16 protein-coding genes and 3 tRNA genes are annotated in these 18,235 nt (G+C 61.3%); 8 read left to right on the top strand and 11 right to left on the bottom strand.

Going from position 1 to position 18,235, the window contains the following annotated elements; all coding sequences use genetic code 11:
- Positions 1-151 precede the first annotated feature (151 nt).
- Both tig and D4A92_RS16635 read left to right on the top strand, forming a co-directional pair.
- On the top strand, positions 152-1,630 hold the full coding sequence (tig, locus tag D4A92_RS16630; protein WP_203015810.1) for a trigger factor: 1,479 nt from the start codon (positions 152-154) through the stop codon (positions 1,628-1,630).
- A gap of 76 nt (positions 1,631-1,706) precedes the next feature.
- Complete coding sequence (locus tag D4A92_RS16635) at positions 1,707-2,456, top strand: MBL fold metallo-hydrolase (RefSeq protein ID WP_203015812.1); 750 nt, start codon at positions 1,707-1,709, stop codon at positions 2,454-2,456.
- A gap of 5 nt (positions 2,457-2,461) precedes the next feature.
- Here D4A92_RS16635 and D4A92_RS16640 read toward each other — a convergent pair whose 3' ends face one another.
- From D4A92_RS16640 to D4A92_RS16665, 6 genes are all read right to left on the bottom strand, one after another.
- Entirely contained in the window at positions 2,462-3,676 is a 1,215-nt protein-coding gene (locus tag D4A92_RS16640) for an MFS transporter (protein WP_203015814.1), read from the bottom strand.
- 155 nt (positions 3,677-3,831) lie between these two features.
- On the bottom strand, positions 3,832-5,256 hold the full coding sequence (gene sthA, locus D4A92_RS16645) for a Si-specific NAD(P)(+) transhydrogenase (protein WP_203015816.1): 1,425 nt from the start codon (positions 5,254-5,256) through the stop codon (positions 3,832-3,834).
- A 148-nt stretch (positions 5,257-5,404) separates the two neighbouring features.
- The gene (gene radC, locus D4A92_RS16650; protein ID WP_203015818.1) at positions 5,405-6,271 is read right to left on the bottom strand and encodes a RadC family protein; all 867 of its coding nucleotides are present in this window, start codon (positions 6,269-6,271) and stop codon (positions 5,405-5,407) included.
- Positions 6,272-6,385: 114 nt separating this feature from the next.
- The gene (map, locus tag D4A92_RS16655; RefSeq protein ID WP_203015823.1) at positions 6,386-7,210 is read right to left on the bottom strand and encodes a type I methionyl aminopeptidase; all 825 of its coding nucleotides are present in this window, start codon (positions 7,208-7,210) and stop codon (positions 6,386-6,388) included.
- Between the two features lie 41 nt (positions 7,211-7,251).
- Positions 7,252-7,971, bottom strand: a complete 720-nt coding sequence (gene sfsA, locus D4A92_RS16660; protein ID WP_203015825.1) for a DNA/RNA nuclease SfsA — start codon at positions 7,969-7,971, stop codon at positions 7,252-7,254.
- 18 nt (positions 7,972-7,989) lie between these two features.
- The gene (locus D4A92_RS16665) at positions 7,990-8,373 is read right to left on the bottom strand and encodes a winged helix-turn-helix transcriptional regulator (protein WP_203015826.1); all 384 of its coding nucleotides are present in this window, start codon (positions 8,371-8,373) and stop codon (positions 7,990-7,992) included.
- 77 nt (positions 8,374-8,450) lie between these two features.
- Between D4A92_RS16665 and D4A92_RS16670 the strand changes: the two genes are divergently transcribed.
- Positions 8,451-8,780 (top strand): nuclear transport factor 2 family protein, encoded by a 330-nt coding sequence (locus D4A92_RS16670; RefSeq protein ID WP_203015827.1) that lies wholly within the window; start codon positions 8,451-8,453, stop codon positions 8,778-8,780.
- Between the two features lie 96 nt (positions 8,781-8,876).
- Here D4A92_RS16670 and D4A92_RS16675 read toward each other — a convergent pair whose 3' ends face one another.
- On the bottom strand, positions 8,877-10,709 hold the full coding sequence (locus tag D4A92_RS16675) for a PHA/PHB synthase family protein (protein WP_203015835.1): 1,833 nt from the start codon (positions 10,707-10,709) through the stop codon (positions 8,877-8,879).
- A 160-nt stretch (positions 10,710-10,869) separates the two neighbouring features.
- On the opposite strand from D4A92_RS16675, the gene D4A92_RS16680 reads away from it, so the two are divergent.
- The 5 genes from D4A92_RS16680 to recJ all read left to right on the top strand — a co-directional run bounded on the left by D4A92_RS16680 (position 10,870) and on the right by recJ (position 16,442).
- Entirely contained in the window at positions 10,870-11,280 is a 411-nt protein-coding gene (locus D4A92_RS16680) for an SHOCT domain-containing protein (protein WP_246753962.1), read from the top strand.
- 230 nt (positions 11,281-11,510) lie between these two features.
- Positions 11,511-12,728: an LL-diaminopimelate aminotransferase gene (locus D4A92_RS16685; RefSeq protein ID WP_203015839.1), complete on the top strand. Its 1,218-nt coding sequence runs from the start codon at positions 11,511-11,513 to the stop codon at positions 12,726-12,728.
- Between the two features lie 71 nt (positions 12,729-12,799).
- Positions 12,800-14,119: a homoserine dehydrogenase gene (locus D4A92_RS16690; RefSeq protein ID WP_203015841.1), complete on the top strand. Its 1,320-nt coding sequence runs from the start codon at positions 12,800-12,802 to the stop codon at positions 14,117-14,119.
- 169 nt (positions 14,120-14,288) lie between these two features.
- Complete coding sequence (locus tag D4A92_RS16695; protein WP_203015842.1) at positions 14,289-14,498, top strand: hypothetical protein; 210 nt, start codon at positions 14,289-14,291, stop codon at positions 14,496-14,498.
- 138 nt (positions 14,499-14,636) lie between these two features.
- Positions 14,637-16,442 carry a single-stranded-DNA-specific exonuclease RecJ gene (gene recJ / locus D4A92_RS16700; RefSeq protein WP_203015844.1) on the top strand — a complete coding sequence of 602 codons (1,806 nt, stop codon included), beginning with the start codon at positions 14,637-14,639 and terminating at the stop codon, positions 16,440-16,442.
- Between the two features lie 36 nt (positions 16,443-16,478).
- Here recJ and D4A92_RS16705 read toward each other — a convergent pair.
- The 4 genes from D4A92_RS16705 to D4A92_RS16720 form a co-directional block, all read right to left on the bottom strand.
- Positions 16,479-16,553, bottom strand: a tRNA-Glu gene (locus D4A92_RS16705).
- Positions 16,554-16,723: 170 nt separating this feature from the next.
- Positions 16,724-16,798 (bottom strand) — tRNA-Glu (locus D4A92_RS16710).
- Positions 16,799-16,968: 170 nt separating this feature from the next.
- A tRNA-Glu gene (locus D4A92_RS16715) sits at positions 16,969-17,043 on the bottom strand.
- Positions 17,044-17,203: 160 nt separating this feature from the next.
- Complete coding sequence (locus D4A92_RS16720; RefSeq protein ID WP_203015846.1) at positions 17,204-18,172, bottom strand: hypothetical protein; 969 nt, start codon at positions 18,170-18,172, stop codon at positions 17,204-17,206.
- Positions 18,173-18,235 lie beyond the last annotated feature (63 nt).

Genomic DNA, 18,235 nt, shown 5'->3' on the forward strand with positions numbered 1-18,235 from the left:
AGGTGTGGCTCCTGTCAGTCCGGCGCCGTTTTGCTTGGCAGATTGTTGACGAATTGCGACGCAGCCACGTCCGGGAAAATCAATTCCGGCGTCGTGCTCAGGGAAAACACCGGCTGTCCGAGCACGGCCGCCACGACATGAAGGTAAGAACATGCAGGTTATCGAAACGCTCGCTGAAGGGCTGAAGCGCGAAATCAAGGTCGTCATCCCGGCCAAGGACATGGAACAGCGCATGAACGAGCGTCTGGCCGAGGTGAAGGACAAGGTCCGCATCAACGGCTTCCGCCCGGGCAAGGTGCCGACCTCCCATGTCAAGAAGATGTACGGCAAGTCGATCATGGCTGAACTCGTCAACGAGATCATCCGCGACAAGCCGTCGGCGATCCTCTCGGAGCGCGGCGAAAAGTCGGCGACCCAGCCGGAAATCGTCATGACCGAGGACGAGAAGGAAGCGGAAAAGATCCTATCCGCTCAGGCTGACCTCGAGTTCACGCTCTCCTACGAAATCATCCCGGCGATCGAACTGAAGTCGGTCGACGGCATCAAGGTGACCCGCGAAGTCGTGGAAGTCTCCGAAGACGAGATCAACGAGCAGATCGAAAAGATCGCCGAGAGCGCCCGCACCTTCGAAGCCAAGAAGGGCAAGGCTGCTGATGGCGACCGCGTCACCATGGATTACCTCGGCAAGGTCGACGGCGTTCCCTTCGACGGTGGCAAGGACGAAGACGCAGAACTGGTCATCGGTTCGAACCGCTTCATCCCCGGCTTCGAAGAGCAGCTGGTCGGCCTGAAGGCTGGCGACGAAAAGGTCATCACCGTGACCTTCCCGGCTGAATACCCGGCAGCCAACCTCGCCGGCAAGGAAGCCACCTTCGACATCACCGTCAAGGAAGTCGCAAGCCCGGCCAAGACCGAAATCAATGACGAACTGGCCACCAAGCTTGGCGTCGAATCGGTTGAGAAGCTGAAGGAAATCGTTCGCGGCCAGATCGAAAGCCAGTACGGCAACGTCACCCGCCAGAAGGTCAAGCGTCAGATCCTCGACCAGCTCGACGCTCTCTACAAGTTCGAGTCGCCCTCGAAGCTCGTTGATGCCGAGTTCGAAAACATCTGGCGCCAGATCAACACCGATCTCGCCCAGTCCGGCAAGACTTTCGCTGACGAAGACACGACGGAAGAAGCAGCCCGCGAAGAATACCGCGCGCTTGCCGAGCGTCGCGTTCGTCTCGGCCTCGTTCTCTCCGAAATCGGCGAAAAGGCCGGCATCGAAGTGACCGAAGAAGAAATGCAGCGTTCGCTCTTCGCACAGCTGCAGCAGTTCCCGGGCCAGGAAAAGCAGATCCTCGACTTCTTCCGCAACACGCCGGGTGCTTCCGCTTCGCTGCGCGCGCCGATCTTCGAAGAGAAGGTCATCGACAAGCTGCTCGCCGAAGTCTCCGTCACCGACAAGACCGTGAGCAAGGACGAACTGCTCGCTGACGACGCCGAAGAAGGCGACAAGCCGGCAAAGAAGGCCGCTCCGAAGAAGAAGGCTGCCGCCAAGGCTGAAGACGCTGCAGAAGGCGAAGAAGCCGCACCGAAGAAGAAGGCTGCTCCGAAGAAGAAGGCCGCCGAAGGCGACGCCGAGTAATCTTCGTGGCATCATGAATTGAGAGAAAGCCGTCCTTCGGGGCGGCTTTTTCGTGTTTGAGGGATGGATAAAGAGCATGCAGATCAGGCTTATCAGGAGTGCGACGCTCGTCGTCGAAATGGCCGATGTCCGGCTGCTCATCGATCCCTGGCTGGCGAAGAAGGGGGAGGGAAAAAGCTATTCCGGCCGCGCTACCTCGCCGCTCGTCGATTTGCCTCTGTCGGTCGACGAACTGCTGCATGGCATCGATGCGGTCCTGGTTTCGCATCTGCATTCCGACCATTTTGACGATGCGGCTCAGCGGGCCCTGCCGAAATCCATGCCGATCCTCTGCCATGGTCGCGACAAGGTGGCGATTTCACAGATGGGCTTCGAAGACGTCCGGGCGATCGGGCAGGGGCTGACGCTTGGTTCGGTTCGGATCCGGGCAACGGATGGCAAACATGGCCCGCCGGAGGTGCTGGACGACATGGGTGAGGTCTCGGGCTTCCTGATCGAGGCGCCAGGCGAGCCGAGGCTCTATTGGGCGGGCGACACGATCCTGTGCCCGGAGGTGAAGGCCATCCTGGCGGATGAACGACCCGATGTCGTCGTGGTCCACGGCTGTAGCGCGCTCTGGAAGGGCAAGGGGCCATTGGTCATGGATGGTCCAATGGTCCTCGAGACGGTCAGCCTGTCAGGTCATGCAAAGGTTGTTGTCACCCATCTCGATGCGGTTGATCATGCGACGGTCTCGCGCGCCGATTTAAGGCAAATGGCTGCTACCGCCTCAATAGATCAGAGCCGATTGCTGGTGCCCGAAGACGGCGAAATTTTGAGCTTCTAGGCGGATCAGCTTTCAGAACTGGCACGCGCCACGCGTCGTTCCACCGACAAGAGACCGATCACGCCGAGCACGGCCAGCACCAGCCCGAGCCAAGCCGATCCGGAATAGCCAAGGTAATGCGAGCCGACCGCGAAGGCTGCCGCATTGATTCCATTGCCGAGGAAGGAATTGATCGGCAGGAAAGCCGTACCGAGGCCTGGGCGTCCGGGGAAAAGATCCTGGAAATAGCTGAGCGGCAGCGCCAGAAGTGCTGCAGCAAAGGCTGCACCAGGCAGCGCCAGCGCATATATGTGCCACGGTGCCGAAGCGAAGCTGAGGGCTGCCATATAGCCGCCGTAGCCAAGCGCCGCCGTCACGATCATGCCGACGATGCCGTGGCGCTTGAGCAGATGCGCCCAGATCAGCATGAAAGGGATTTCGACTAGTGCCGTCATGCCGGCGATCAGTCCGACATCGGCAGTCTTGCCGCCAAGCTGCAGCGTGAGGATCAGAGGCCAGACTGTGCCGCTAAGCCGCAAGGTCGAGGTAATCGCCGCGATCGAAACCATGCGGATCAGCACGTCGCGAGCGGCGAGTTCCTTGAGTGCCGCGAGAAAGCCGGGCGCCGAGGTGTCCCGGACCGGTCGGCTGGGCGGGGCCTTGAGCACAAAGGTCGCACAGATGAGGATGAACAGGCAAAACAGCGCGGCGAGCCCCCAGGCGCCGAGCATGTTGCCGGACGCCCCAAGTGCCAGCCCGAGGCCCGCTGGCGTCACCACCCAGGCCGCAGAGACGATGGCGCGCAAGGTGCCGTTGATCGAGGCTGCATCCGACGGTTCGATATCGCCGGTTTCCAGCCGCGCGCTGGCAAAGAGCAGGGAACTGGTGGCGTAGAAGAAGGGGACGACCAGCGAGGTCGCGCCAAGGAAGACCGGGACCGAGGGAAACAGGTAGATGGCGCCGTAGCCGATGACCCCCAACGCCGACATCGCCATCAGCATATGGCGCCTGTCACCCAACAGGTCCGAGAGTATGCCGAGCGAAACGCTGATGACGACGGCCGACACCGAGGAGACCAGCACAAGCAGCGAGAAGGCCTGATCGCTCATTCCCAGCGTGCCGATCGCGGTCACGGAAAGATACGGGATCGTTGCCCCGAAGGCCGAGCCCTGGGCGAAGATCATCAAGGACAAGACAAGCAATTGCGGACGGCCGGCAATCTGGCCGAAGGATGAAAACATCAGAAAATCTCTGCTGCAGCCGCAGCGAAAAATCGGCGAGGCGCCGGAAGGTTTAAAGAGAACCATCCTGACATGAGTCGCGCCCCGACGTCAGCCGGTCTCACGCAAGCGAGCAGCCTGCTGTCCGTTATTGGCTGCTTATCGCTGGCTAGGTTCTATTCCGCCGCCCGCCGCTCGATCTTCTCGATTTTCAGCTCGCCCATCCGGTTCCAAGCGTCGAGCCCGGCGATCTTGTAGGCTTCGGCGAGCGTCGGATAGTTGAAGGTGTTCTCGACGAAATATTCGACCGTGCCTTTGAGGTTCAGCACCGCCTGGCCGATGTGCACGAGCTCGGTCGCACCTTCGCCGACGATATGCACGCCGAGAAGACGGCGGGTCTTCAGCGAGAAGATCATCTTCAGCATGCCGCTGTCGAGGCCCATGATATGGCCGCGTGACGTCTCGCGGAAATGCGCAATCCCGGTTTCATAGGGAATGCCGCGCTGAATGACCTCTTCTTCGGTGAGCCCGCAGGTCGAGATTTCCGGCACCGCGTAAATGCCATAGGGAAAGAATTGTGGCGGATCATGAGACGGGGCGCCGACGGCATGGCGAGCAGCAATCCGGCCCTGCTCCATCGAAGTCGAGGCGAGCGACGGGAAGCCAACCACGTCACCAGCCGCATAGATCGTGGGGACGGTGGTCTGGAATGTCTCGGGGTTGACCTTCAACCGACCACGATTGTCGGCTTCGAGCCCTGCGGCTTCCAGGTTCAGCGAATCGACCGCTCCGACGCGACCGGCAGCGAAGAGGACCATTTCGGCGGTCAGAACACGACTGTTCTTGAGAGTGACGCGGCACTTGCCGTCGACTTTTTCCACGCCCTCTACCGTCTGACCGAAGATCAGCTTCATGTTCCGGTCGCGCAGTTGGTAGGTGAAGTCCTCGACAATTTCCTTGTCGATGAAGTCGAGCATTGTGTCGCGTGGCTCGACCACGGTCACGACCGTATCGAGCGCCGAGAAGATCGTCGCATATTCGATGCCGATGACACCTGCACCGATGACGATCATCGAGCGTGGCAGTTCCTTGATCTCGAGAATCTCGTCGCTGTCGATAATGCTTACGCCATCAAATGGAATGTGTGACGGCTTGAAGGGGCGCGTGCCGACGGCGAGCAGGACCGAGGCGGCCTGCACCTGCAGCACTTCGCCATCTTCCTTCGTCACCTCGATCGTATGCGCGTCGATGAATCGCGCCGTGCCGCGCATCTGCTGCACGCGGTTGCGGGAGAACTGATGCTCGAGCACCTCGACCTCGTGGTCGAGCGTGATGAGCAGACGGCGACGCAGGTCGTCCGCGTTGATTTCCTGCTTCACACGGTAGCTGCGGCCATAAAAGCCGCGCTCGCGCCAGCCGGTGAGGTTCAGGGCCGTCTCGCGCAGGGTCTTCGACGGAATGGTGCCGGTATGCACCGAGACGCCGCCGACGCGCGTGCCCTTTTCGATGACGAGAACCTTCTTTTCCAGCTTGGCAGCCTGGATCGCCGCACGGCGTCCGGCCGGTCCGCTACCTATCACGACGAAGTCATACTGGTTCATGAGATGCCTCTGATTCGCCTGCCGCAATGCTGCAGTGCACATTATCAAGAAGCAGTATGACAGGGCAACGTCACCGTTTCGTTATCATGCCGGAGCGGCGAGAGAGTTGAGGCACCCACGATCTGGGGGAGCCTTCAGGACCTGGCCGTCAGATCAGCCGCAGGCCCTTGAGGCTCGCATGGCCATCCTTGCCGATGATGATGTGGTCATGCACGGTGATACCCAGTGGCTTGGCGGTCTCGACGATGGTGCGGGTCATGTCGATGTCCGCTCGCGACGGTGTCGGGTCGCCACTGGGATGGTTATGAACCAGGATAATGGCAGTCGCTGACAGTTCGAGCGCCCGTTTGACCACCTCGCGCGGATAGACCGGCGTGTGATCGACGGTGCCGCGCCCCTGAATCTCGTCGGCAATCAGCACGTTGCGCTTGTCGAGAAAGAGAATGCGGAACTGCTCTGTGGTCTCATAGGCCATGGCGGCGTGACAGTAATCGATCACGGACGACCAGGAAGACAGGACCTGCTTTTCGCGAAGCTCGCTCTTCAGCATGCGCTGGGCGACATTGGCGATCAGCTTCAGATCGAGCGCCACTGTCTCGCCGACGCCCTTCACTTCCTGCAACAGCGCGGGCGGCGCACCGAGCACGCCGGCAAGCGTCTGGAAACGGGCAAGCAGTGCTTTCGCGATTGGCTTGGTGTCCCTGCGCGGAATCAGCCGGAAGAGCAGCAGTTCAAGGATCTCGTAATCTGCAAGTGCCGTCTCGCCTCCCTCGCGAAAGCGACTGCGTAGTCGCTCCCTGTGCCCCAGATAATGGGCCTCCGGCTGCAGTGCGGCGCGCGTCGACGCGGCCTTTGCAAGCGTGTTTTCTCTTGCTGGCTGCTCTGCGAAGAAGCTGCGCTCGTCGACTGCATCATGCGGCAGCTGTCGACCGGAGCCGAAGAGGTCGTTGACCTGTTGCGCGGCTGCGCCTTCAGGGCGCAGGGATTCACCTGAGAACGGAAGCTTGCTCGTCATGCCACCCAATCCTGACCCTCATGGTCGAGCGGCCGATCCGCCGCAAGGATATAGTGACACGACTGCCGCCGTGCGCAAGTTCAAGTTGCGGCAGGTCGTGTTGACGGGCGTCCGTCAGCCGAGGCCTGGACGGTCGAGGCCGGCAGGCGAGAGGGTGAAGATCTCGCAGCCATTGGCGGTCACGCCGACCGTATGCTCGTATTGCGCCGTCAGCGACCGGTCTCGGGTGACGGCGGTCCAGCCATCGGAGAGCACCTTCACATGCGGCTTGCCGAGATTGATCATCGGCTCGATGGTGAAGATCATGCCTTCGCGCAGTTCCGGACCCTCGTTCGCCTTGCCGTAATGCAAGATGTTCGGGCTGTCGTGGAAGAGGCGTCCGACGCCGTGACCGCAGAAGTCGCGTACCACCGAACAGCGTTCAGCCTCGGCATAGGTCTGGATCGCTTCGCCGATGGCACCCGTGCGAGCGCCGGGGCGCACGGCGGCGATGCCGCGCATCAGGCACTCATAGGTGACTTCCATCAGCCGCTCGGCGGCCCGTTTGATCTGGCCGACTGGATACATTCGGCTCGAATCGCCGTGCCAGCCGTCGAGCAGGTAGGTCACGTCGATATTGACGATATCGCCGTCGCGCAGCGGCTTGTCGTCCGGCATGCCGTGACAAACGACATGGTTGATCGAGGTGCAAACCGAATACTTGTAGCCACGATAGTTGAGTGTTGCGGGCAGGGCGCCGTGATCAGCGCCGAACTCGAAGACAAACTTGTCGATGGCAGCCGTCGTCACGCCGGGCTTCACCATCGGCACGAGCGCGTCGAGGCAGCGTGCGGTCAACTGGCAGGCGCGGCGCATGCCTTCAAAGTCCTCGGCGCCGTAAAGACGGATCGCGCCGGTATTCTTGAGCGGCGCCGTCGCCGCGTCGATATAGGTGACCATGGGGTACCTCTAGGAAATTCTAATCTAGGAGCTTTGCCCGTTCATAAAGCACGCAGACCGTCTTCGTCTATCGGGATGAGGCTTTCGGGCACGATTTTGAAGGGATCGAGGCGGCAGCGTACCGCATAGGCTTCGACACCGCAGGAGATGGCGCGGGTAAAGGCGCGGCCATAACCGGGGTCGAGATCGGCGCAGATCCTCAGGCGGTCGCAATCCGCGCGCTGGATGACGAAAAGCATCGCCGCTCGCCGGCCGGTCTCGACCAGGTCGCCCATTTCGTCGAGATGCTTGGCACCGCGTGTCGTGACACTGTCGGGAAACTCCGCGAGACCCGCCTCTCGGATGAAATGCACGTTCTTCACCTCGACATGCACGCTGCCCTTCGTCTCATCTTCGAGCAGGATGTCGATGCGCGAGTTGCGGCCGTAACGCTGCTCGCGCTTCAGGGAGGAAAAGCCTGAAAGTTCCGGTACAAGTCCGGCCAGGATCGCTTCCTCCGCGATGCGGTTCGGCATGGCGGTGTTGACCCCGACCACAATCCCGTCTGCCTCGACAAGTTCGAGGGCGTGAGCATATTTGCGCGTCGCGGCTTCGTGCTGCGAAAGCCAGATCCGTGATCCGGGTTCGGTGAGCCCACGCATCGAGCCCGTGTTCGGGCAGAACCCTGTGATTTCAGTGCCATCTTCCAGAAGCGCATCGAACAGGAAGCGCTTGTAGCGGCGCACGAGCCGGGCAGGGATGAGGGGCGGGGAGAAGATCATGACTGTTTTCGCAGAGGCTCAGGGAGCCTGATCGGCGTCGGGCTTGTTGATGGCCCATGTCAGCAGCGCATCCAGGGCGGGGCAGAGCGCCTGTCCCCACTCCGTCAGGCAATACTCGACCTTGGGCGGCACCTGATGATGAACGATGCGCCGGACTATCCCGTCGCTTTCCATCTGGCGCAACTGCTGGATCAACATTTTCTGCGAGATCCCCGGGATGGCGCGTTCGAGCTCAGAAAAGCGCAGAACGGCACCCCCGAACAGATGAAATAGGATCACCAGCTTCCAGCGACCTTCGAGGATTCGCAGCACGTTTTCCACGCCTTGAGCCCCGTCGGCGGGCGTCAGGAAGGCATCCTTACTTTTTAGTGGGTACCTTACTTTTTTGTCGGTTCTTGTCATTTTTGAAGCGTATCGCCATCTTCGTTTTCGAGCAAGCGCGCCGCTCTTTCGCAACTGAGAACGAAAGATCTGATCCCATGTCGAACACCATGACCGGGCCTCTCGAGGCCTATTTTGAAGGCCGAAATGCGCGCGACCTCGCACGAGCACTTTCTGGATTTTCCGAGACTGCCGTGGTCCACGACGAAAGCCGCATACATCGCGGCCCGCAGGAAATCCGCGCCTGGATGACGGAGACCATCGCGGCCTACGATGACCGTTCCGAACTTCTCGACGTTGAGGCCGATGGTGACACCTTCATTGCCACGGCAAGGGTCTCGGGGAACTTTCCGGGCGGCCCGATCACGCTGCGCTACCGCTTCGCGACCGAGCGCGGCCTGATCTCCAGCCTGGAGATCGCGCCATGACCGTGCAGTTCAGGACCTACTCGACGGAATTCGCCGGCAAGGTGACGACATTGTGAGATAATCGAGCCGAGAGGGGCTCATTGTCCCTCAGCGGCGCTAGACCCTCGCCAAAACGTAACGTCCGGGCGCATCGCCGATCGCATTCAGCGCATCGCCACCCGGCTTACGCGCCGGGACGCGTTCGTCGGCAAGGTTCTCGATCCAGATCTGCCAGTGAGGCCACCAGGAACCGGATGTCTCCTTGGCGTTCGCCATCCAGTCTTCGTAGGTTGCCGCAACCTTGCCATTGGTCCAGTACTGGTACTTCTGCTTGTCCGGCGGATTGACGACGCCGGCGATATGGCCCGAGCCTGAGACGACGAAATCGACCGGACCACCAAAGAGGCTGCTTCCCACGAAGACGGATTTCGCAGGCGCGATATGGTCTTCCTTGGTTGCCAGATTGTAGATCGGGATTTTCACGTCCTTCAGCGACAGCGTCTTGCCGGCGAGCTGCATCTTGCCCTGGCTCAGCGTGTTGTTGAGGTAGCAGTTGCGCAGATAGAAGGAGTGGTTCGCCGCCGCCATCCGGGTCGAATCGGAGTTCCAGTAGAGGAGATCGAAGGGCATTGGATCCTGGCCCTTCAGGTAGTTGTTGACGAAATAGGGCCAGATCAGCTCGGAGGAGCGCAGCATGTTGAAGGCCGCTGCCATTTTCGAACCGTCGAGATAGCCCGTGGACTTCATTTTCTGTTCGAGGCCCGACAGTTGCTCCTCGTCGACGAAGACCTTGAGGTCACCGGCATAGGTGAAGTCGACCTGGGTGGTGAACAGCGTGGCACTGGCGATCCGCTTGTTCTTCTCCTGGGCGTGAAGAGCCAGAGCCGCCGCAAGCAGCGTGCCACCGACGCAGTAGCCGATGGCGTTGACTTCCTTTTCTCCTGTCGCCTTCTCCACCGTGTCCAGCGCAAAATCGACGCCCTCGCGGATATAGGCTTCCCAGTCCTTAGCCGCGTGCCGCTCGTCCGGATTGACCCAGGAGATCACGAAGACCGTATGGCCTTGGTCGACGCACCACTTGATGAAGCTTTTCTGCGGATTGAGATCGAGAATGTAGAACTTGTTGATCCACGGTGGGCAGATGAGGAGAGGGCGCTTCAGCACCGTCTCGGTGGCCGCGTCATACTGGATGATCTCGCATATGTCGCTCTGGGCGATCACCTTGCCCGGCGTGATCGCCATGTTCTCGCCGACGGCAAACTTGCTGGTGTCCGTCTGCCGGATCCTGAGATCTCCGCCCCCGGCCGCGATGTCCTCGGCGAGCATCTGCATGCCCTTCACCAGGTTTGCGCCACTGCTCTGCACCGTCTCCTTGTAGAGTTGCGGATTGGTCGCCACGAAATTGGCGGGCGAGAGTGCGGCTGTGATCTGCCGCATGTAGAAATTGGCCTTGTGCCGCGTATGCTCGTCGAGCCCGCCGGCGTCATTGACCATCTTTTCGGCCCACTGGGTCAAGACGACATAGGTCTGGCGGAGGAAATCGAAGAATGGATTGCGCTCCCAGTCTTCGTCGGAGAAACGCTTGTCCTTGGGCAGGGGATCGGCGAACGCCTGGTCCGGTGTCGCGAATCGCGCCAGCGACCGGCTCCAGACGCCGAAGACGGCATTGAGCAGATGGGTCTGCGCTTCGAGCGTCCGCTTCGGGTCGGACATCCAGTATTCCGCCACCTTGCCCATGGTCTTGACCATTTCGGCAACCGGCTCGGCCATGGGATCGGCGATCTCCCCGGTTTCCCGGGGCTTGAGCCAGACGGATGCGGCCTTGCCGAGATTTTCCAGCGCCTTGGCCGCGTTGACGGTCAAAGCCTGCGGATCCTTGATGATATAGGGTTCGATCAGCTTCGGATCGAACGCGGCGTTCGCTTCGGCCTCTTCGCGCGTCCTGTCCATGCCGTCCTCCCCAGGATTGTTCTGGCGTCTTTTGTGTTTGCCTATCCTGCATGAAAACGACTACAAGTTCCAGCGATTGGCGCATAGTCTTTCGATGAGGATCGACGGTTGCGCCCTTGAGGAATGTTAGTTTTCCGCGCAGATGCGGGCGGTCGGGGCCATGGTGCACAAGAAGTTCAATCTCTCGGGTCATTCTCTGCAGGCGCTCGTGGTCGCCTTGGTCGCACTGATGGCAGGCACCGCGTGCCAGTCTTCTGCACCGGCCACGACGCAAGTCGCAGCCGCACCAACGGCACTTGAAGTTACCGTCGAGGATCCGGACAATCCGGAAGCGCCCCAGGCCCGGGCGACCTATCCAGACGGCTACCCGAATTTTGCCGGCTCGCTGAACGCTGCGAATGTCCAGTTGAGCAATGACGAGGCGACCGCGCTGCAGGCACAGTTGACCTCGCTCGGTGCGGCCCGCCAATCCGGCAGCATCAGTGAAGCGGCCTACCAGGCGAGACTGGCAGAACTGCGCAAGCTCGCAGCACAGCACGGCCCCGAAACGCAGGCTCTGATCGCCAATTAAGGCTTGCGCTGGCGGCGTTTTTTTCGCAAAGCAACCGAGGCGTTTTTGACATAAAATTTCGTCGGCGATTCAGGCCCTGCGTCGGATTTGCGACAAAATTTCCTGCGAGCGCTTTGATTGGGATATCATCACGCGCATCCGGTTTTGCGGTTCGTTGCGGAGCGTGTGGTCACTGGGACAACGAGCGCGCCTGCCGCGGTTTCTGATCCGCGCGGTTTCAGGGGTTGAAGATGGAAGAGTTTCACAAAGTCCGGCGCCTGCCGCCCTACGTTTTCGAACAGGTCAACCGTTTGAAGGCGAGCGCGCGAGCCGGTGGGGCCGACATCATCGACCTCGGCATGGGCAATCCCGATCTTCCGACCCCGCAGGCGATTGTCGACAAGCTGTGCGAAGTCGTCCAGGACCCGCGCACCCATCGTTACTCCTCCTCCAAGGGCATTCCGGGCCTGCGCCGCGCCCAGGCGGCCTATTACGCCCGTCGCTTCAATGTGAAGCTCAATCCCGATACGCAGGTCGTGGCGACGCTCGGCTCGAAAGAAGGCTTCGCCAATATGGCGCAGGCGATCACCGCGCCTGGCGACGTCATCCTTTGCCCGAACCCGACCTATCCGATCCACGCCTTCGGCTTCCTGATGACCGGCGGCGTGATCCGTTCGATCTCGATCGAGCCCGACGAGACCTTCTTCCCGCCGCTCGAGCGCGCCGTGAAGCACTCGATCCCGAAGCCGCTGGCGCTGATCATCAACTATCCATCCAACCCGACGGCACGCGTGGCGAGCCTCGACTTCTACAAGGACGTCATCGCATTCGCGAAGAAGCACGATATCATCGTGCTGTCCGACCTTGCCTATTCGGAAATTTATTTCGACGGCAATCCGCCTCCATCAGTGCTTGAAGTGCCGGGCGCGATGGATTGCACGGTCGAGTTCACCTCGATGTCCAAGACCTTCTCCATGCCTGGCTGGCGCATGGGCTTTGCCGTCGGCAACGAACGCCTGATCTCGGCGCTGACCCGCGTGAAGTCCTATCTCGACTACGGCGCGTTTACGCCGATCCAGGTGGCAGCGACCCACGCGCTGAACGGTGACGGCTCCGACATTGCGGAAGTTCGCAGTGTCTACAAGCGCCGCCGTGACGTGATGGTCGAGAGCTTCGGCAAGGCCGGCTTCGAAGTGCCGCCGCCGGCAGCCACCATGTTCGCCTGGGCCAAGATCCCGGAAAAATTCCGCCACCTCGGCAGCCTCGAATTCTCCAAGCTGCTCGTCGAAAAGGCCGATGTGGCCGTGGCACCTGGTATCGGCTTCGGTGAAATGGGCGACGAATATGTCCGCCTCGCTCTCGTCGAGAACGAGCACCGCATCCGTCAGGCCGCCCGCAACATCAAGAAGTTCCTGTCGACGGCCGACGAGACGATGCACAACGTGATTTCGCTCAACGCTCACCGTTGAGCCCACGTTGATACCCAGGCGGTCCCGTCAGGACCGCCTCACTTCCTTTTCGATGACGTCAGGAATGCCTCATGGCAAATGCCCTTAAAATCGGCGTGGCGGGTCTCGGCACCGTCGGTGCCTCGCTCGTCCGTATCCTCCAGACCCGCGCCAATGCGCTCGCCGTTGCCTGCGGGCGCCCGATTATCGTAACGGCCGTATCAGCCCGTGACGCTTCGAAAGATCGCGGCATCCAAATGGACGGCATCGCCTGGTATGCCGATCCGGTTGAGATGGCGAAGCAGGCCGATATTGAGGTTTTCGTTGAACTCGTCGGTGGCTCTGAAGGGGCGGCAGAAGATTCGGTCCGGGCCGCGCTTGGACGTGGTCTGCATGTCGTGACTGCCAACAAGGCGCTCCTGTCGCGCCATGGTGTTGAACTCGCCAAACTCGCCGAGGAGAAGGGCCGTCTTCTGAACTACGAGGCGGCGGTCGCTGGTGGCATTCCTGTCATCAAGACGCTGCGAGAATCTCTGACCGGCAATAACTTCTCCCGCATCTACGGGATCATGAACGGCACCTGCAATTACATCCTGACCCGGATGGAACGCGAGGGCCTGTCCTTTGCAGATTGCCTGAAAGAGGCTCAGCGCCTCGGTTATGCCGAAGCCGATCCGAGCTTCGACATCGAAGGCAATGATACGGCCCACAAGCTGTCGATCCTGACGACGCTTGCCTTCGGCTGCGAGATCTCGGCCGACCAGATCTATCTCGAAGGTATCACCAACATCTCGATCGAGGATATCCATGCGGCGGCCGACCTCGGCTATCGCATCAAGCTCCTCGGCGTTGCCCAGAAAACCGAAAGCGGCATCGAGCAGCGCGTCCACCCGACCATGGTGCCGCTCGATAGTGTGATTGCCCAGGTCGACGGCGTCACCAATGCGGTGGCGCTCGAATCCGACATTCTCGGGGAGCTGCTGATGGTCGGCCCCGGCGCTGGCGGCAATGCCACTGCCTCTGCCGTGCTCGGTGACATCACCGATATCGCCAAGAGCCGCCCCGGTGCCCAGGAAGTGCCGGTGCTCGGTCGTCCGGCCCACCTGCTGGAACCCTATCGCCAGGCCGCGATGCAGAGCCACGAAGGCGGCTACTTCATCCGCCTCACCGTTCAGGACCGCACCGGCGTATTCGCCAGCATCGCGACGAAGATGGCCGAGAACGCCATTTCGCTCGAATCGATCGTCCAGCATTCCAAGCAGCCGGTCACTCCGGATCGTCCCCAGACGATCATCCTCGTCACTCACGCGACGATGGAAAGCGCAGTCCGCAAGGCCGTGGGTGCCATCAAGGGCGAGGGTTATCTGATCGGCGAGCCGCAGGTGATTCGAATCGAGCGCCCGAAAACCTGAGCTCAATTGCTGCCGTTCGAGGGCCAGTCACGGCCTCCGGACGGTTCAGCACGGTCTGAAACCCCATTAATCTGATGATTTCGGCCCTGCCGGGACTTCCTCTCTCGCCAAAAGTCTAATGCGGGCGTAGTCTCCGCCCACGATCGGGGTCTTGGGGAGGAGTTCGTCGATGGCACTGGGCGAGGGGAGTGCGCGCTGGGACGACGTGGGCAATGGCCCGCTGCCACCAGACCGCAGCGATGAAACTGCCATGCATCAGAGCCAGGTTGAGCACGAAGGTTTGGGGGCCGGGCAGACGAATTCCGGCTGGGGTCCGCTCCTTGCCTTTGCGGCAGTGATGGCCGTTCCCTTCGCGCTGGTTGCCTGGTTGATGTCTTGATCCGGCTGAGACCGGATTGAATGAGGCCTCCTGCCTCTGGTGATTTTTTGCGATCGGTATAGAACGGGAAGGGGCGGTTCCGCCGCCTAAGGCCCTGTAGCGCAGCCACACCTTGGCCGCGCCCCGTAAAGAGCAAGAATGTCGACCGAACCGGTAGATCCCGTCATCCGCGCCTTTCTCGGCGTTGAACAGTCAGCAAGTGGCCAGCGCTGGATGTCGCGCACGGACCAGGCAGGCCAGAACAAGGCGCTGGCCATCAGCCAACTCCACGGCATTCCCGAGCTCGTAGCCCGCGTTCTCGCAGGGCGCGGCGTGGGCGTGGACGAGGCCCCGGCCTTCCTTGATCCGACGATCCGCAACCTGATGCCGGATCCGTCGAAACTCACCGATTGCGATGCCGCCGCTCACCGGATCGTCGAGGCGATCGACCGCAAGGAGCGTGTTGCGATCTTCGGTGACTACGATGTGGACGGCGCCGCCTCCTCGGCATTGATGGCTCGATTCCTGCATCATTTCGGCATCGAGGCCGAGATCTATATTCCCGACCGCATCTTCGAGGGTTATGGCCCGAATGCTGCTGCCATCGATCAGCTGATCGAACGGGGCGCTAATCTTCTCATCACCGTGGACTGTGGCTCGACCAGCGTCGAGGCTCTGGGGGCGGCGGAGCGCCGCGGCGTCGATGTCGTCGTCATCGACCACCACCAGATGGGCCACGAGATGCCGGTCTGCCACGCCCTGGTCAATCCGAACCGGGAAGACGATCTGTCGGGGCAGGGGCATCTCTGCGCGGCAGGCGTGGTCTTCATGGTTCTCGTCGCGACGCTCCGGGTTCTGAGAGAGGCAGGGCATCCGCATGCACGCTCGCTCGACCTGCTCGCCTGGCTGGATCTCGTGGCGCTGGCGACCGTTTGCGATGTCGTACCGCTCAAGGGCCTGAACCGCGCCTATGTGACGAAGGGGCTGATCGCAGCTCGCCATCAGAACAATGCTGGACTCGCTGCCCTCCTGCGGGTGGCCGGCATAGGCGGTCCGGTGACGCCCTATCATTTCGGCTTTCTTCTCGGTCCCAGAATCAATGCCGGTGGCCGAATCGGCGATGCAGCACTCGGCAGTCGTCTGCTGACGCTGGACGACGCAAGTGAGGCGGATCAGATCGCCGCCAAGCTCGACGAGCTCAACCGCGAGCGCCAGGCGATGGAGGCGGTGATGCTGGCCGAGGCCGAAGCCGAGGCCATGGCGGAATATGGAACGGGTGAGGCAGCCTCGGTCATCGTGACCGCCAAGGAGCACTGGCATCCGGGCATCGTCGGGCTGCTGGCGGCCCGGCTGAAGGAGAAGTTCAAGCGCCCCGCCTTCGCGATTGCCTTCGATCCTCTCGGCAAGGGCACCGGTTCGGGGCGCTCCATCAACGGCTTCGACATGGGCCGAATGGTGCGCGCTGCCGTGGACGAGGGGCTTCTGGTCAAAGGGGGCGGTCATGCCATGGCAGCGGGCCTGACGGTCGATCGTGCCAATCTCGGCCGGCTGCGCAGCTTCTTCGAGGAGCAGGCATCTTCGCAGGTCCTGGCGCTTGCGGCCAATCAGACGCTGAAGATCGATGGCGCAATCGGCGCATCAGGCGCGACGCTTGCACTGGTCGATCAGCTGGAAGCCGCCGGTCCCTATGGCTCCGGTCATCCGCAGCCGATCTTTGCCGTACCGCTACACCGCCTGAGGGACGCCCGTCCCGTTGGCACGACTCATATCAAGATCACGCTCGAAGGAATGGATGGCAGTCGACTGGAGGGAATCGCCTTCCGCGCTGCCGAAACCGATCTCGGCCATTTCCTGATGAACAACCGTGGCAGCCAGGTGCATGTCGCGGGTACGTTGAGCGCCGATCACTGGCAGGGCAACAGGCGCGTGCAGTTCCGCGTCATGGATGCTGCCAAGGCGCCCTGAACGGCTGAAAGTCTCTTCATGTCGGGGAGATCGAAGTGGCACGCCCTAGGGGAGTCGAACCCCTCTTCCCAGAATGAAAATCTGGTGTCCTAACCGATAGACGAAGGGCGCGTGCGCTTCGGTGGCGCCCTTATGGCCGGAACTTGGCCCAAGCGCAAGAGGTCTTGTAGCCCGTGTGACGTTTTTATCCACAGGCTTGCCGAGCGACCGTAACATAAAGACAAACAAGGACTTGGATCTTGTCGATCCACAGGTTCTCAGATGTTGGGGAGAGATCGAAGTGGCACGCCCTAGGGGAGTCGAACCCCTCTTCCCAGAATGAAAATCTGGTGTCCTAACCGATAGACGAAGGGCGCGTGCGCTTCGGTGGCGCCCTTATAGTCAGGCCTCCTGACGACCGCAAGCGGAAATTTAAAGATCGCAAGTGGAAAAATTCTGAGTGGGTGAAACCGCAGAATCGCGCCGTAACCGCGTACAGTGATACACCGATCAAGACGTTCATAATGTCTGGGAAAGAGAAACGAAGTGGCACGCCCTAGGGGAGTCGAACCCCTCTTCCCAGAATGAAAATCTGGTGTCCTAACCGATAGACGAAGGGCGCGTCTGCTTCGTGGCGCCCTTATAGTCAGGCTGTTTGAAGACCGCAAGCGGCATTTTCGCCTTTCATGCAAAAAATGTGACAGCGGCAACGAAGGCCCCGGAAATTGCGGATAATCCCTGTCTTTGGAAGGACTTGGCGCCCGCGTCGCTTGCCGGCGAAATCAAGGCTCCGCGGTCGCCGGTGGCGATTTCTTGCCGCCCTTCAAGAGATCCGAAAAGGATGGCAGCCATCCCTTCCTCTTCTTTGCAGTCTCGGCATCCGCCACCAGTTCCTCGGCAGAAAGTGGCTCGGCCGGATCGGCTTCCTCGACGGCACCCATGGCCTGCAACTGGTCTGGCGTCAGCTGAACCCGATCCGGTACCGATCCGGCAGGCTCGCGAAGTGCTAACATCTTTCGCTTTGGACGGGGATCCGAAAGCTTCCTCAAAACGGGTTCGTCGCCCCCAACGGCTGCAGGCTCGGCGAACGGTGCCTGAACTGCGGCTTCCGCGCGCGCCTGTTCCTCCAGTGCCCGCTGTTGCATCATCCTCTGCTGTTCGGGAGACGGGCTGAACAGGCTCTTGCTGACCGCATTGACACCGAGCGTCGGCATTTCGTTCGGCACGAGGCTGCCGCTCGGTACAGGTTCGCCAGCCGCAGCCTGGGCGCTAACTGGCTCCGTCGCCTGCACGGCTGCCGCCTGCTGCCTCTGACCGGCAGAGAACAGGCTGTTGCTCCTCGGCGAGGCATTGGTCGGCTGCATCGTAATGTCGCCGAGATCGGCGGCGGCCTGCCGGGGATCGCCTTGCATCGCCTGTTGCTGCAGGGCGAGAACTTCCGGCGGCGGCTCGGCAATGTCGCTATAGGCGGCGGCCATCGGCATTGGCTTGCGCTTCAGGCGCGCAGGGTCCGTCTCGTTCCGGGACGGCCTAGAGGCCGATGCGTCGGCAATCTGTCCCGAAACGGCACTCACATAGGGATCGCGGAACGCCTTCTTGCCGACAGACTTGCCGGACGCTTCTTCCGCGGGCGTGGCTTCTCCGAGCGAGAGCACTTCGTCCGCGCTCGTCTGGCAAGAGGCGAGCATCACGCCGCTGACGACAGCCAGAATGCCGAATGTCGGTCTGCGGGAATGGGATTTGCTGGTCATGGCAGGTCTCCGTCATCGCTCCCATCGGGGAAGCAGGGAGGGCCGCCGGGGCGGCCCTCGTCT

Origin of the sequence: Rhizobium rosettiformans (assembly GCF_016806065.1) — a bacterium.
Lineage (GTDB): Bacteria > Pseudomonadota > Alphaproteobacteria > Rhizobiales > Rhizobiaceae > Allorhizobium.

What these genes read in the sequence shown, in the direction of transcription:
- tig (WP_203015810.1), top strand. Translation starts at nt 152, where the DNA reads ATGCAGGTTATCGAAACGCTCGCTGAAGGGCTGAAGCGCGAAATCAAG.
- D4A92_RS16635 (WP_203015812.1), top strand. Translation starts at nt 1,707, where the DNA reads ATGCAGATCAGGCTTATCAGGAGTGCGACGCTCGTCGTCGAAATGGCC.
- D4A92_RS16640 (WP_203015814.1), bottom strand. Translation starts at nt 3,676, where the DNA reads ATGTTTTCATCCTTCGGCCAGATTGCCGGCCGTCCGCAATTGCTTGTC.
- sthA (WP_203015816.1), bottom strand. Translation starts at nt 5,256, where the DNA reads ATGAACCAGTATGACTTCGTCGTGATAGGTAGCGGACCGGCCGGACGC.
- radC (WP_203015818.1), bottom strand. Translation starts at nt 6,271, where the DNA reads ATGACGAGCAAGCTTCCGTTCTCAGGTGAATCCCTGCGCCCTGAAGGC.
- map (WP_203015823.1), bottom strand. Translation starts at nt 7,210, where the DNA reads ATGGTCACCTATATCGACGCGGCGACGGCGCCGCTCAAGAATACCGGC.
- sfsA (WP_203015825.1), bottom strand. Translation starts at nt 7,971, where the DNA reads ATGATCTTCTCCCCGCCCCTCATCCCTGCCCGGCTCGTGCGCCGCTAC.
- D4A92_RS16665 (WP_203015826.1), bottom strand. Translation starts at nt 8,373, where the DNA reads ATGACAAGAACCGACAAAAAAGTAAGGTACCCACTAAAAAGTAAGGAT.
- D4A92_RS16670 (WP_203015827.1), top strand. Translation starts at nt 8,451, where the DNA reads ATGTCGAACACCATGACCGGGCCTCTCGAGGCCTATTTTGAAGGCCGA.
- D4A92_RS16675 (WP_203015835.1), bottom strand. Translation starts at nt 10,709, where the DNA reads ATGGACAGGACGCGCGAAGAGGCCGAAGCGAACGCCGCGTTCGATCCG.
- D4A92_RS16680 (WP_246753962.1), top strand. Translation starts at nt 10,870, where the DNA reads ATGGTGCACAAGAAGTTCAATCTCTCGGGTCATTCTCTGCAGGCGCTC.
- D4A92_RS16685 (WP_203015839.1), top strand. Translation starts at nt 11,511, where the DNA reads ATGGAAGAGTTTCACAAAGTCCGGCGCCTGCCGCCCTACGTTTTCGAA.
- D4A92_RS16690 (WP_203015841.1), top strand. Translation starts at nt 12,800, where the DNA reads ATGGCAAATGCCCTTAAAATCGGCGTGGCGGGTCTCGGCACCGTCGGT.
- D4A92_RS16695 (WP_203015842.1), top strand. Translation starts at nt 14,289, where the DNA reads ATGGCACTGGGCGAGGGGAGTGCGCGCTGGGACGACGTGGGCAATGGC.
- recJ (WP_203015844.1), top strand. Translation starts at nt 14,637, where the DNA reads ATGTCGACCGAACCGGTAGATCCCGTCATCCGCGCCTTTCTCGGCGTT.
- D4A92_RS16720 (WP_203015846.1), bottom strand. Translation starts at nt 18,172, where the DNA reads ATGACCAGCAAATCCCATTCCCGCAGACCGACATTCGGCATTCTGGCT.